Source organism: Altererythrobacter xiamenensis (genome assembly GCF_900177715.1).
GTDB lineage: Bacteria > Pseudomonadota > Alphaproteobacteria > Sphingomonadales > Sphingomonadaceae > Erythrobacter > Erythrobacter xiamenensis.
The window spans coordinates 213495-226641 of sequence record NZ_FXWG01000002.1 but is presented as its reverse complement, the minus strand read 5'-3'; the positions used below and the strand labels follow the sequence as shown (position 1 = coordinate 226641).

The window sequence follows — 13147 nt, the reverse complement described above, 5'->3', positions numbered from 1 at the left end:
CATCCAAAACACGTGAGGATTCGTATTTTTCACGAGGCTTCCCATATGCTTCTTAACCAAGCACCTTCATGCTCTCTCTCAAGAGCCAGGTCGCCGCTTCGGGTTATATAACCCAGACTATCGATAAAGAGACCCACGCATGCCTAGCTTCGCCCAGAACCTCGAAAGAACGCTCCACAACGCACTCGCCAATGCGTCGGAGCGCCGCCACGAATACGCAACGCTCGAACACCTGCTGCTCGCGCTGATCGATGACGAGGATGGCGCGCAGGTCATGGCCGCTTGCGGGGTCGACCTTGCCGAGCTGGGCGAGGTAGTGAAGCAGTATCTCGACCAGGAATACCAGTCGCTCAAAACGGAGGAAGGCACCGAACCGCAGCCGACCGCCGGTTTCCAGCGGGTGATCCAGCGCGCGATCCTCCATGTCCAGTCTTCGGGCAAGGATACGGTGACGGGCGCGAACGTGCTGGTCGCGCTGTTTTCGGAGCGCGACAGCTACGCGGTCTATTTCCTGCAGCAGCAGGACATGAGCCGCCTCGATGCGGTGAGCTTCATCAGCCACGGCATCGGCAAGGGCGGTCGCCAGCTCGAATCGAAATCGCCGCAAGGTGCCGACGAGGCGCAGGGCGGCGAAGGCGAGCAGGCGAAAGACGGTAACAAGAAGGAAACCGCGCTCGACCAGTTCACGGTCAACCTCAATGCCAAGGCTGAGGCGGGCAAGGTCGATCCGCTTATCGGCCGCGGACCGGAAGTCGATCGCACGATCCAGATTCTCTGCCGCCGCAGCAAGAACAACCCGCTTTACGTCGGTGACCCGGGCGTCGGTAAGACCGCGATTGCCGAAGGCCTCGCTCGCAAGATCGTCGAAGGCGAAGTGCCCGAAGTCCTCAAGGACGCGGTGATCTACTCGCTCGACATGGGCGCGCTGCTCGCCGGTACGCGTTATCGCGGCGATTTCGAGGAGCGGCTGAAGCAGGTCGTCTCCGAACTCGAGGGGATGCCCGATGCGATCCTCTTCATCGACGAGATTCACACCGTGATCGGCGCCGGCGCGACCAGCGGCGGAGCGATGGACGCGTCAAACCTCTTGAAGCCCGCGCTGTCGAGCGGTGCGATCCGCTGCGTCGGTTCGACGACTTACAAGGAGTTCCGCAACCATTTCGAGAAGGACCGCGCGCTGCTGCGTCGCTTCCAGAAGATCGATGTGAACGAGCCGACCGTGGATGAAACCATCAAGATCCTGAAAGGGCTCAAGACTGCTTTCGAGGATCATCACCAGGTTAAGTATACGCCTGATGCGATCAAGACCGCGGTGGAGCTATCGGCGCGCTACATCAACGACCGCAAGCTTCCCGACAAGGCGATCGACGTGATCGACGAGGTCGGCGCGATGCAGATGCTGGTCCCGCCGAGCCGCCGCAAGAAGAAGATCACTGCGCGCGAGATCGAAGCGGTGATCGCTACGATGGCGCGCATTCCGCCGAAATCGGTCAGCAAGGACGACAAGAAGGCGCTCGAGAACCTCGAACGCGATCTCAAGCATGTCGTCTTCGGCCAGGACGAGGCGATCCATCGCCTCTCGACCGCGATGAAGCTGAGCCGTGCAGGGCTGCGCGATCCGGACAAGCCGATCGGCTCGTTCCTGTTCTCCGGTCCGACAGGCGTCGGCAAGACCGAGGTCGCGCGCCAGCTCGCCTCGATCATGGGGATCGAACTCAAGCGCTTCGACATGTCCGAATACATGGAGCGGCACTCGGTCAGCCGGTTGATCGGCGCGCCTCCGGGCTATGTTGGTTACGATCAGGGCGGTCTTTTAACCGATGCGGTTGATCAGAACCCGCATTGCGTCCTGTTGCTCGACGAAATCGAGAAGGCTCACCCCGACTTGTTCAACATCCTGCTGCAGGTGATGGATAACGGCCGCCTCACCGATCACCACGGCAAGACGGTCGACTTCCGCAATGTCGTGCTGATCATGACGACCAATGCCGGCGCCGCGCAGATGGCGACGCAGGGTATCGGTTTCGGCGACGTGTCGAAGGAAGACGCGGGCGAAGAAGCGGTGAAGAAGATGTTCACCCCCGAGTTCCGCAACCGCCTCGATGCGATCGTGCCGTTCGCCTATCTCGGCAAGAACACCGTTGCCCGCGTGGTCGACAAGTTCATCCTGCAACTCGAACTGCAGCTGGCCGAACAGAACGTCCACATCCAGTTCGACAAGGAAGCGCGCGACTGGATGGCCGACAAGGGTTATGACAAGCTCTACGGTGCACGTCCGATGGGCCGCCTGATCCAGGAAAAGATCAAGCAGCCGCTGGCCGAGGAACTGCTGTTCGGCAAGCTCTCCGACGGAGGCGAGGTCCATGTGACGGTCAAGGATGGCAAGCCGAGCTTCGAGCTCACGCCTTCTCCGCCCAAGGCCAAGCCGAAGCGCAAGAGCACGGCCAAGAAGAAGACTGCAGCGAAGAAGACGCCTGCGAAGAAAGCCGACCCAAAGCCCGACGCGGATGCCAGCGACGGCGGCAAGGGCGAAGGCTAGCATTAGCCTCGTGAATGTGCTTGATCGGTCCCTCGCAATAAGAGGGGCCGATCATGAAATTTCTTTTCGCCGCCGGGGCATTCCTGACATTCGCTGCTCCGGCCTTTGCCCAGGATAGCGAAAACGCCGCTTCGAAAGATGCCACCTCGGAAGAAGAAGGCGCCCCCAGCCCCTATTTCAGCGGTGACGATCTATTCGGGCTAAGTGTCGCGGCCGATCCGCAAATCAGTCCGGACGGTCGGCAGATAGCCTATGTCCGGCGCACCAACGACATCATGACCGACGCGGCCGTCTCTTCGATCTGGCTGATCGACGTGTCGAGCGGGTCGCAGACCCCGCTCGTGACGGGCGAGGGATCGCACGGTAGCCCGCGCTGGTCGCCTGACGGAACGCGGCTCGCCTATGTCTCGACCGAGAGCGGCGGCGGCCCCGAATTGCATGTCCGCTGGATGGAAAGCGGCGTCAGCGCCAATATCACCGCCCTGCCAGAAGCGCCGAGCGCGATCGCCTGGTCGCCCGACGGGACGCGTATCGCCTACTCCGCGCGGGTCCCGGGCGAAGGCCTCACGCTGGGCAAGCCGCCCGCGAAGCCCGAAGGTGCCGAATGGGGAGCGCCGCTCCAGATTTTCGACCGCGTTACCTATCGCAATGACGGTGGCGGATATGTGAAACCGGGCACGATGCAGCTGTTCGTGGTCGACGCGACCGGCGGAGCGCCGCGCCAACTCACTCATGGCGAGTACAGCAATGCAGGCTCGGTCGAATGGAGCCCTGACGGGCGAACGATCCTCTATTCGGGCAATCGGCGCGAGGATTGGGAGCTGGAACCGCTTGAAGCGGAAATCTACGCACTCGATGTCGCGAGCGGGGCAATTCGCCAGCTGACCAGCCGCAAGGGACCGGACTTCGGCGCGCAATATTCGCCGGATGGCAGGCGTATCGCCTATCTCGGCTTCGACGATGTAGGCAACGCTTTCGACCAGACCAATCTCTATGTCATGGACGCGGACGGCAGCAATTCGCGCCAGCTCGATGCCGCGCTCGACCGCGGGATCGACGACCTCGAATGGACCGATGCCGGGCTTTTCGCCAGTTACGAGGATGACGGCGAACATCGCGTCGCCAAAGTCGATCTCGGTGGCGACATCCGGCCGCTCAGCCCGCGCCTCGGGAGCACCTATTATGCGCTGCCCTATACCGGCGGGGAATGGTCGGTGAGCGATGGCGGGACGATCGCCTTTGCCGATGCGAGCAGTGTCCGCCCGCCGGACATCGCGGTCACCACACGCGGAGGCACACGGCGGCTGACCTCGCTCAACGATCTCAAACTGTCGGCCAAGCGGCTCGGCCAGACTCGCGAGCTTTCGGTAACCGCGCCAGATGGAACGACGATCCCCGCCTGGATCATGTTGCCGCCCGACTATGTCCCCGGAACGCAAGTGCCGACGGTGCTCGAAATGCACGGCGGGCCCTATGCCGCCTATGGCCCCGAGTTTTCCGCAGATTACCAGCTGTATGGTGCCGCAGGATACGCCGTCGTCTTTGCCAATCCGGGCGGTTCGACCGGGTATGGCGAAGCCTTCGCCGACCGGATCGAGGACAATTATCCGATCAGCAATTTCGAAGAGCTCATGGCGGTCGTCGATGCGGCGATCGCGGGCGGTTACGCCGACCCGGACAACCTCTTCGTCACGGGCGGATCGGGCGGAGGCGCGCTCACCGCCTGGCTGGTCGGCAAGACCGACCGGTTCAAGGCCGCCGCGACGCACAAGCCGGTGATCAACTGGACCAGCCAGGCGCTGATGGCCGACGGGACCGCCTTCTTCGGGCGCTACTGGCTCGGCGCCCTGCCCTGGGAGAACCCCGAGCATTACTGGGAGCGTTCGCCCCTCAGCCTCGTCGGAAACGTGAAAACGCCCACGCTGGTTCTCGTCGGGGCAGACGATTACCGTACCCCGCGCAGCGAGGCGGAGCAGTATTATGGCGCCCTGAAACTTGCGGGTGTCGATACGGCGCTCGTCGTCACGCCCGATTCGAGCCATAACAATCTGAGCCAGACCCCCAGCCAGCAGGCTGCGCGCACTGCATCCGTGATCGCGTGGTTCGACAAATATCGCGAGGGGGCGAACGCCGAGTAACGGGAAAGGTTTTCACCTGCGTTCGTTGGTTGGCCGATGAGCGCGCCATTTTCCTGGATCAAGCCCGAGCCCTGGGGCATCCATATCGAGCCAGCCGATGTCTGGGTCGATCCCGGGCGTGCGGTCGACAGGGCGCTCGTCACCCATGGTCACGCCGATCACGCACGCGGCGGCCATGGCGAAACCGTGGCCACGCCCGAGACGCTCGCGATCATGAAGTTGCGCTACGCAACTTCCGATGGTGCAAAGCCGGTCGAGTATGGCGAGACGATCCGGCTCGGCGGCGGTGTCGATGCGACCTATATTCCGGCCGGGCATGTCCTGGGCAGCGCGCAGATCCTACTCGAGCATGCGGGCGAGCGGGTGATCGTCACCGGCGATTACAAGCGCCGCTCCGACCCGACTTGCCCGCCCTTTCAGGTCACGCCCTGCGATATCTTCATTACCGAGGCGACCTTTGGCCTGCCGGTCTTCACTCACCCGCCGATCGAGGAAGAAATGGCGAAACTGCTGAAGGCGCTCGCCGACAATCCCGATCGCTGCGTGCTGGTCGGAGCCTATGCGCTGGGCAAGGCGCAACGCGTGATCGCCGAACTCCGCCGCTCCGGCCACACAGCACCGATCTATCTGCATGGCGCGATGGAGAAGATGTGCCGTCTCTACGAGGAACACGGCATCGACCTAGGGGAACTGCGGCTTGTCGCCGATCACACCAAGGACGAGATGCGCGGCAGCATCGTGATCTGCCCGCCAAGCGCATTGAACGATCGCTGGAGCCGCCGCCTTCCCGAACCGATCACCGCGATGGCGAGTGGCTGGATGCGCGTTCGCCAGCGTGCCCGCCAGCGCAATGTTGAGCTACCTTTGGTGATTTCAGACCACGCCGACTGGGATGAGCTCACCCGTACGATCGAAGAGGTCGATGCAGAGGAGAACTGGATCACCCATGGGCGCGAGGATGCGCTGCTTCGTTGGTGCCAGCTTGGGCAACGACGCGCCCGCGCGCTGGCGCTGGTGGGTCGCGAGGACGAGGATGAGTAGCCCCGACCTCGCGCCGCAACCTGCGTTGCGAACCGATCAGCCCATTTCAGAGGGTCTTGAGATCGGCGTCGATTGCGTCGAGCGTCTCGGCTTTGATACGCCCCTGCGAATACGGCATGATGGTGCGCAGGCTGACAGCCTTCATCTGATCGTAAGAGGGGTGCTTGTCGAGGCCGGGCATGTGCTTCAGTACGACAGCCTTGGCTTGTTCATTGGCCATCAGCGACTCCAGCGGCAGTTCGGTGCTCAGCGCAGCGGGTTTTTCCGCAGCAGCAGGCGCTGCCAAGAGGGCCATGCCGGCCGCAAGCGGCGTGGCGAGGCTCGACAACGCGCCGAATATCAAACTCTTTTTCATGACCGTAATCCTTTCCCGTCTGAAGCTGCCGTATGCAACCATGCTCCGAGCCTTCCTAATCAATTGCCGTGCATTCGAAAAGCCGGTTTGGACTCCTGATGGACCAATTCGCCGCTCTTATAGATGCTTTGGTCTACACCCGTAGCCGGAATCGCAAGCTGCAGCTGATCGCGGACTATCTGCGCGACACATCGCCACAGGACCGCGGCTGGGCATTGTCGGCTCTGACTGGTGAGCTCGACTTTCCCGCAGTGAAAAGCTCGACCATCCGCAATCTGATGAAAGAGCGCGTCGATCCGGTGCTCTGGTCGCTGAGCCGCGATTTCGTCGGTGACACCGCCGAGACCGCGAGTCTGCTCTGGCCCGAAGTTGAAGGTGCTGAGCCGGACCCGCCGACCGTCAGCGAAACCGTAGAAGCGCTATCGGGCATGACCCGAGCGAGCGTGATGGCGGAACTGCCGAAACTGCTCGACCGGCTCGACGCCAATGGCCGCTATGCCCTGATCAAGCTCGCCACCGGCGGCATGCGCATCGGTGTCTCGAGCCGCCTCGCCAAGACCGCTTTCGCGCAGGCCTTCGACGTTTCGGTCGATGATGTCGAGGAATACTGGCACGGATTGCAGCCGCCTTATGACGAGCTGTTCGCCTGGGCGGCCGAAGGTGCGGACCCGCCCGATATCGAGAACATGCCGACCTTCCGCCCGTTCATGCTCGCGCACCCTCTCGAAGAGACAGTGGTCAGCCTCGAGGATTATGCCGCCGAATGGAAATGGGACGGTATCCGCGTGCAACTGGTCAATGCAGGCGGGGAGACACGCGTCTATTCGCGCAGCGGCGACGACATCAGCCACACCTTCCCTGAACTGGTCGGCGCGCTCGACATTCCCGCCGTGCTCGATGGCGAATTGCTGGTCCGCGGCGCCCATCAGGGCGGCGAAGCAGGCGGTGCAGCGAGTTTCAACGCGCTCCAGCAGAGACTTGGGCGCAAGAACGTCTCGAAGAAGATGCTGACAGAGCTGCCGGCCTTTGTGCGGCTTTACGACGCTCTGATCATCGAGGGCGAGGATCTGCGTGACAGGGTATGGGAACACCGCCGCGAGCAGTTGGAAGCCTTGCACCCGCGCCTGCCCGAAACGCATTTCGACATCTCGCAACTGGTCGAGGCGCGCGATTTCGAACATCTTGCCGAGATCCGTGAAGGCACGCGCGACGATGCGATCGAAGGGCTGATGCTGAAGCGCCGCGACAGCCCCTATGTCGCCGGGCGCAAGACCGGGCTGTGGTACAAGTGGAAGCGCGATCCGCTGCTGGTCGATTGCGTGCTGATGTATGCCCAGCGCGGCAGCGGCAAACGCTCGAGTTTCTACTCCGACTACACATTCGGCTGCTGGGACGGCGATCCGGATAAGGGCGCGGACCTGCTCCCGGTGGGCAAGGCCTATTCGGGTTTTACCGACGAGGAATTGAAGAAGCTCGATCGCCATGTCCGACAGAACACGGTCAATCGCTTCGGCCCTGTGCGCGAGACCGACAAGAGCCTCGTGTTCGAAGTCGCCTTCGACAGCGTGCACGAGAGCAAGCGCCACAAGTCCGGTCTCGCCATGCGCTTTCCGCGCATCCACCGCATTCGCTGGGACAAGCCAGTGCACGAGGCTGACCGGATCGAAAGTCTGCGCTCTCTCATCCGGGATTGAAATCCATCGCCAGCGCGTCATTGTCGCGGCGATGCATCGCTACGATATCAATCGCCAACGGCTGGCGCTGGGGCTGGCATTCCTCGCCGGTCAGACCGACGCGATCGGTTTCATCGTCGCAGGCGGGTATTTTACCTCGTTCATGTCGGGCAACACGACAAGACTGGGCGTCGACCTTGTAGAAGCCGCCTCCACCGCTCTTGTACCCCTTGGCATCATCGGATCGTTCATGGTCGGAGTTGTAGCCGGAGCAACGACGGCGAACCGCTGGGCAAACTGGCGCAAGCGCATCCTGCTGGCTGTGGTGACATTGCTCCTCGGGCTTGGCGCAATTGCGGCCCTTGGCGGAGCCAATGCCGTCTTCCTTGCGGCGGCTGCGGCGGCCATGGGTTTCGCCAACAACACGTTTATTCGCAACGGCGAAGTCACCGTGGGTGTGACTTACATGACCGGCGCGCTCGTTCGCTTCGGTCAGGGCCTGGCAGCGCGCCTTTCGGGACGCCCGGCGAGCTCCATGAGGGGATATGGCAGCTTGTGGTTGGCACTCGCCGCTGGGGCAGCTTCGGGCGCATGGCTCTACACCATCGACAGGGCACTTGCGCCCTTTGCGATCTTCGGGGTGGCGGGCCTGCTGTGTGTCTTCGCCTTCCGGATTGAAGGAAAGGACAGCTAGCGCGCCACTTGCAGCAGTTTGTCGCGAGATGTTGCACCGCGCAGCAGTTCGACACGCGACGGCGCGACCGAGAGCGCTTGCGCGACCAGCTTGATAACCGCGTCATTGGCAGCGCCATCCTGGGGCTTGGCACGCGTCTTCACATGGAGCGTGCCGTCCGAAATCGTCATGGCCTCACTGCGCGCGCCCGGCGTTACGCGGACCGCGAGCCGTCCGTCCGGTTCGATCAGTTCCTCGATAGCCTGTTGGGGAGGTAGCACCGCCCGGGGCCGGGCCATCAGCCCTTCCCGAGCGCCTCGTGAACGGCTTCCGCATGGTGCTTCGCATTCTCGGCATAGTGAGCGACGCCCATCCGCATCCCGGCGATGGCCGCATCGGTCAGCTCCTTCATCGGCTTGGCCGGGCGGCCCGCCCACAGCGTGCGCGGCTCCATCACCTTGCCCTCGGTCAGCATCGCGCCGGCCGCCAGCATGGCATCGCTACCGATCACCGCCTTGTTCATGGCGATCGCGCCGAGCCCGACAAAGCCGCGATCATGAATCACACAGCCATGAACCATGGCCATGTGGCCGATCAAAACATCATCGCCGATCACCAGAGGCGAGCCGTCTTCGTCTCCCGGACGCGGCGGATCGCAGTGAAGTACGCTGCCGTCCTGGACATTGGTACGCTCGCCGATGCGGATGGTGAAAACGTCCGCGCGCAGCACGCAATTGTACCAGATCGAGCTTCCCGCACCGATCTCGACATCGCCGATGATCGTGCAACCCGGCGCGATGAACGCGGTCTCGTGGATCTTGGGTGTCTTCCCGTGAATCGGGATGATGTTCACGCCTGAACGTGTCGTCATTGTGATTTCTCCCATTGCTCTTGTCCGAGCGAATATTGAATCGTTGGATTGTCGCGCGCTTCATAGGACGGATCGACGAAGTCCAGATCCTCGCGCCGCTCCATCCCGAGCTTTTGCATGAGCCGCCAGCTGGGCTCGTTGCGCTCGCTCGTCAGCGCGACGAGATGCGGCGCATCATGGCGGGTAAAGGCCCAGTCGATCACCGCGCGCATCGCTTCCACAGCATAGCCGCGCCGCCAGCGATCCTCGCGCACCAGCCAACCGATCTCGTAGTCGCCCTGATTGGGCGCGTTTTCATTGTCGACCCGCTTGAGTCCTGCATGGCCGACGAGCTCGCCGGTGTCCTTTTCGATCATCATCATGAAGCCGAAGCCATGCTGGGCGAACCACGCCATGCTCTTGGCATGCTTGGCCTCGATCTCGTGAAGCTCCTTCACTCCGCCAAGACATTCCATCACGGCGGGCGTGTTGAGGACCGCGAACTGGAGCGCTGCATCGCCCTCCTCGATCCTACGCAGGATCAGCCGCTCGGTCTCGATCACGATGTCAGCCAACTTGCGCGCCCCAGGCATCGCGGGTGAGCGAATAGACGATGATCACCGGGTCATCGGGATCGAAATCGGCATTGGCAAAGTCGAGGTCCTCGCGGCGCTCCATCCCGAGCCGCTCCATCAGGCCCCAGCTCGCCGTATTGCCCGCCACCGTCAGCGCGACCACTTCATCGGCGCCGAAGCGATCGAAAGCCAGATCGAGCGAGGCGGTCGCCGCTTCCTTTGCGTAGCCCTTCCCCCAGGCGTCCTCGCGCAACCTCCAGCCGACCTCCATCATGCCGAGGGGGCCGCCCGCATGGTTGCAGCGCTTCAATCCGCAGAAGCCGAGGATCGCGCCATCATCCTTCCGCTCGAGCGCCCAGAAGGTGTGGCCGTGATCGCGTGAATAGCCGAGCAGGCGCTGCTTGGCCGCGTCGCGCTTGACCTCGTCGGACACACCGCCCAGCCAGCGCATGACCGCCTTCGTATTGGTCCCCTGCCAGAAAGGCTCCCAGTCCTCTTCACGCCAATCGCGCAGGATGAGGCGCTCGGTCTCGTAGTGAAAGGCGGTGGCGGTCTCAGCCATTCAGCAGCTTGGCCGCGTGAGCTGCATGGTACGTCAACACGCCCGAGCAACCCGCGCGCTTGAACGCCAGCAGCGTTTCCAGCACCAGCGCATCGCGGTCGCCCGCGCCAGCCGCCGCAGCCGCTTCGATCATCGCGTATTCGCCGGATACCTGATAGGCGAAGACCGGCACGTCGAAGCGTTCCTTCACCCGGCGCACGATGTCGAGATAGGCGAGACCCGGCTTGACCATGATGCTGTCGGCACCCTCGGCAATGTCGAGCCCCACTTCGCGTAGCGCCTCGTCCGAATTGGCCGGATCCATCTGGTAGGTTTTCTTGTCGCCCTTGAGCAGCCCGCGGCTCCCCACCGCATCGCGGAACGGCCCGTAGAATGCGCTCGCATATTTCGCGGCGTAACTCATGATCTGGACATTGGAATGGCCGTTCATTTCGAGCGCCATGCGGATCGCATGGACGCGGCCGTCCATCATGTCCGACGGGGCGATGATATCCGCGCCCGCCTCGGCCTGGTTAAGCGCCTGGTCGACCAGGATGGCGACCGTATCGTCATTGGTGACATAACCCGCGTCATCGACGAGCCCGTCCTGCCCATGCGCGGTATAGGGGTCGAGCGCGACATCGGTCAGGATGCCGATATCGTTGCCGCAAGCATCGCGGATCGCCTTGATCGCGCGGCACATCAGATTGTCTGGGTTGAGCGCCTCTGCGCCGTCGTCGCTGCGCTTGTCGGCAGGCGTATTGGGGAAGAGCGCGATACACGGAATGCCGAGGTCCACCGCCTCCCTGGCGCGTGCCGCAATCCCGTCGGTCGACCAGCGCGAGACGCCCGGCAATGTGGAAATAGGCTCCTCGACGCCTTCGCCCTGGGTGACGAACAGCGGCCAGATCAGGTCGGCGGGCGTGAGAAGGTTTTCGCGGTGGAGCGCGCGGCTCCAGCCGGTCGCGCGGGTGCGCCGCAGGCGAAGATTTGGATAGCTCGCTGTCATGCGGCACGTGTTGCCGCAATTGCCGGTGGGAGGCAATCGCCTAACGCGGCCCCGCCCGTGTGGTTCAGCTGATCTCGCGCTTCTGGTCGAGCTTTTCGATCTCGCGCTTCGGCGCATCGATTTCGTCCGAGCGCTTCTCGAGATCGGCGAGTGCCGCGCCCGGCTCGATATCCTTCAACTGGCGCAGGCGAGCGCGGAATTCCATCAGCTCACGCCCTTCGAGCTGCGCGCGGGTAACGAACCGCACGGAGGCGGGGTTCACTGCCCGGCCACCGCGATACATTTCGTAGTGGAGGTGTGCACCAGTTGAAAGGCCGGTCGAGCCGACATAGCCGATCACCTGTCCCCGCCGCACACCCTGTCCGCGGCTGACGGCAAGGCGGCTCATATGGCAATAGCGGGTGGAAAGGCTGTTGCCGTGATCCAGCCGCACGGCGATGCCGCAGCCGCCCATGCGGCCTGCTCCGGTAACGCGCCCATCGGTCACCGCAACGATCGGCGTGCCGTACCGCGCGCGGAAATCCATGCCCGCATGCATTCGGCGATAGCCAAGAATGGGGTGGCGACGCATGCCGAAGTTCGATGAAATGCTGCCCGGAACCGGCGCGACCAGGCCGTTGCGCTGCTCGCCCACCCCGGAGGCCTCGTAAAAGCGGCCCTCTTCGCCCCAGCGCATCAGCTGGGTCTTCGGTTCACCGCCGCGATCAATACCGGCATAGAGCAGTTGGCCTGCCTGGCGCTCGCCTGTCGCCGCGCGGCGATAGGAGATGATCATGTCGAACTCGTCGGATGCGGCGATCTGCCGCTCCATGTCGATCTGTCCGTCGAGAGCCTTGATATACTCCTGCACCGCGCTGGCGGGTGCACCAGCCGCGCGGGCCGAGCGGTAGAGGCTCTGCCCGACCGTGCCGCGAATACGCAGCGGCGTATCGTCGACCCGGATCGGATTGCGTTTGAGCGCAAGCATCCCGGCATCGTCGCGGAAAAGCTCGAGCTCGAGGTCGAAACGCGCGCGGAAAGACAGTTCGTCGAGCGGGCGCGGCGCACCGGGTTGGGCGCGTCGGCCAAGGGTGATGTCCATCCGTGTGCCGGCCTCGACCTCGGCAAGGTCGATCGCACCCGAAACAAGCGCATCGACGCGTTCCGCATCGGTGCCGCTCACGCCGGCGCGCTGCAATGTGCGCATGAAACTGTCGCCGGTGGAAAGCGTGGCGACCAGCTGGATCTGCGGACGTTCGGGGGCGGCTGCCAGCGGGATGACTTGCGAACCCGGCGCGCTCTGGCGACCGGTGTCGGCGCCGAGAGCAAGCGGCGCGATCGTCTGGCTTCGGAACTCGTCGCGGACGGATTGGTCGGCCTGCATCGCGGGCATGGCCTCGAGCGCGGAGAAATCGGGCCAGAAAGCCAGCGAAAGCGCGGCGAGACCCATCATCGTGCCGAGCCCCCGGAACCACCGGCCGCTGCCGATGTCCTGGGCGAGGTCGGGCGCGAGATCGAATTGCTCAAGCCGTTCTGAAACATCCTCACGCCATGTATGGAAGCGGTCGCGCCAATCGTGGCTCCGTTCGAGCACCATGGCCGACAGGCCTGCCGATTGTTCGGAGGAAACCCATTCGTCGCGCACGGGGCCGCTTTCGAAGACGTGATCGCTCACGTCCCCGTCACTACCCGCGGCGATGTCGCGCGAATGATCCAACTCTTCCCTCCGGCGCGCCCGGCGACCCTTTCGCCGCCCGTCCATGCGCCCCCTAAT

The 13147-nt window shown here is 63.4% G+C and carries 12 protein-coding genes; 5 read left to right on the top strand and 7 right to left on the bottom strand.

Features of this window, described 5'->3' with window-relative positions; all coding sequences use genetic code 11:
* Positions 1-139: 139 nt before the first annotated feature.
* Genes clpA through CCE89_RS06360 form a run of 3 tightly spaced genes read left to right on the top strand, consistent with a single transcriptional unit; the run spans position 140 to position 5718 of the window.
* Positions 140-2539 (top strand): ATP-dependent Clp protease ATP-binding subunit ClpA, encoded by a 2400-nt coding sequence (clpA, locus tag CCE89_RS06370; RefSeq protein ID WP_086437226.1) that lies wholly within the window; start codon positions 140-142, stop codon positions 2537-2539.
* A 53-nt stretch (positions 2540-2592) separates the two neighbouring features.
* Complete coding sequence (locus CCE89_RS06365) at positions 2593-4677, top strand: S9 family peptidase (RefSeq protein WP_086437225.1); 2085 nt, start codon at positions 2593-2595, stop codon at positions 4675-4677.
* Positions 4678-4713: 36 nt separating this feature from the next.
* Positions 4714-5718 (top strand): ligase-associated DNA damage response exonuclease, encoded by a 1005-nt coding sequence (locus CCE89_RS06360; protein WP_086437224.1) that lies wholly within the window; start codon positions 4714-4716, stop codon positions 5716-5718.
* Between the two features lie 46 nt (positions 5719-5764).
* Here CCE89_RS06360 and CCE89_RS06355 read toward each other — a convergent pair whose 3' ends face one another.
* Complete coding sequence (locus CCE89_RS06355) at positions 5765-6073, bottom strand: hypothetical protein (protein WP_086437223.1); 309 nt, start codon at positions 6071-6073, stop codon at positions 5765-5767.
* Between the two features lie 98 nt (positions 6074-6171).
* Here CCE89_RS06355 and CCE89_RS06350 point away from each other — a divergent pair, with 98 nt between their 5' ends.
* Positions 6172-7767: a cisplatin damage response ATP-dependent DNA ligase gene (locus CCE89_RS06350; protein WP_086437222.1), complete on the top strand. Its 1596-nt coding sequence runs from the start codon at positions 6172-6174 to the stop codon at positions 7765-7767.
* Positions 7768-7798: 31 nt separating this feature from the next.
* Complete coding sequence (locus CCE89_RS06345) at positions 7799-8440, top strand: YoaK family protein (protein ID WP_086437221.1); 642 nt, start codon at positions 7799-7801, stop codon at positions 8438-8440.
* Here CCE89_RS06345 and CCE89_RS06340 read toward each other — a convergent pair.
* The 6 genes from CCE89_RS06340 to CCE89_RS06315 all read right to left on the bottom strand — a co-directional run bounded on the left by CCE89_RS06340 (position 8437) and on the right by CCE89_RS06315 (position 13090).
* Positions 8437-8718, bottom strand: coding sequence for a DUF167 domain-containing protein (locus CCE89_RS06340; RefSeq protein ID WP_086437220.1), 282 nt, complete (start codon positions 8716-8718; stop codon positions 8437-8439). The genes CCE89_RS06345 and CCE89_RS06340 overlap by 4 nt on opposite strands.
* Entirely contained in the window at positions 8718-9290 is a 573-nt protein-coding gene (locus tag CCE89_RS06335) for a gamma carbonic anhydrase family protein (RefSeq protein ID WP_086437219.1), read from the bottom strand. Before CCE89_RS06335 ends, CCE89_RS06340 begins: the two co-directional genes overlap by 1 nt.
* A complete protein-coding gene (locus CCE89_RS06330) occupies positions 9287-9844 on the bottom strand; it encodes a GNAT family N-acetyltransferase (RefSeq protein WP_086438000.1) in 558 nt (185 codons plus the stop codon). The genes CCE89_RS06335 and CCE89_RS06330 overlap by 4 nt, the downstream gene beginning before the upstream one ends.
* The gene (locus CCE89_RS06325; RefSeq protein ID WP_086437218.1) at positions 9837-10406 is read right to left on the bottom strand and encodes a GNAT family N-acetyltransferase; all 570 of its coding nucleotides are present in this window, start codon (positions 10404-10406) and stop codon (positions 9837-9839) included. Before CCE89_RS06325 ends, CCE89_RS06330 begins: the two co-directional genes overlap by 8 nt.
* Complete coding sequence (gene hemB / locus CCE89_RS06320; protein ID WP_086437217.1) at positions 10399-11394, bottom strand: porphobilinogen synthase; 996 nt, start codon at positions 11392-11394, stop codon at positions 10399-10401. Before hemB ends, CCE89_RS06325 begins: the two co-directional genes overlap by 8 nt.
* 64 nt (positions 11395-11458) lie before the next feature.
* The gene (locus CCE89_RS06315) at positions 11459-13090 is read right to left on the bottom strand and encodes a peptidoglycan DD-metalloendopeptidase family protein (RefSeq protein WP_234989979.1); all 1632 of its coding nucleotides are present in this window, start codon (positions 13088-13090) and stop codon (positions 11459-11461) included.
* Between the last annotated feature and the right edge of the window lie 57 nt (positions 13091-13147).

Coding starts and splice junctions, on each gene's coding strand:
- clpA (WP_086437226.1), top strand. CDS start 140: ATGCCTAGCTTCGCCCAGAACCTCGAAAGAACGCTCCACAACGCACTC.
- CCE89_RS06365 (WP_086437225.1), top strand. CDS start 2,593: ATGAAATTTCTTTTCGCCGCCGGGGCATTCCTGACATTCGCTGCTCCG.
- CCE89_RS06360 (WP_086437224.1), top strand. CDS start 4,714: ATGAGCGCGCCATTTTCCTGGATCAAGCCCGAGCCCTGGGGCATCCAT.
- CCE89_RS06355 (WP_086437223.1), bottom strand. CDS start 6,073: ATGAAAAAGAGTTTGATATTCGGCGCGTTGTCGAGCCTCGCCACGCCG.
- CCE89_RS06350 (WP_086437222.1), top strand. CDS start 6,172: ATGGACCAATTCGCCGCTCTTATAGATGCTTTGGTCTACACCCGTAGC.
- CCE89_RS06345 (WP_086437221.1), top strand. CDS start 7,799: ATGCATCGCTACGATATCAATCGCCAACGGCTGGCGCTGGGGCTGGCA.
- CCE89_RS06340 (WP_086437220.1), bottom strand. CDS start 8,718: ATGGCCCGGCCCCGGGCGGTGCTACCTCCCCAACAGGCTATCGAGGAA.
- CCE89_RS06335 (WP_086437219.1), bottom strand. CDS start 9,290: ATGACGACACGTTCAGGCGTGAACATCATCCCGATTCACGGGAAGACA.
- CCE89_RS06325 (WP_086437218.1), bottom strand. CDS start 10,406: ATGGCTGAGACCGCCACCGCCTTTCACTACGAGACCGAGCGCCTCATC.
- hemB (WP_086437217.1), bottom strand. CDS start 11,394: ATGACAGCGAGCTATCCAAATCTTCGCCTGCGGCGCACCCGCGCGACC.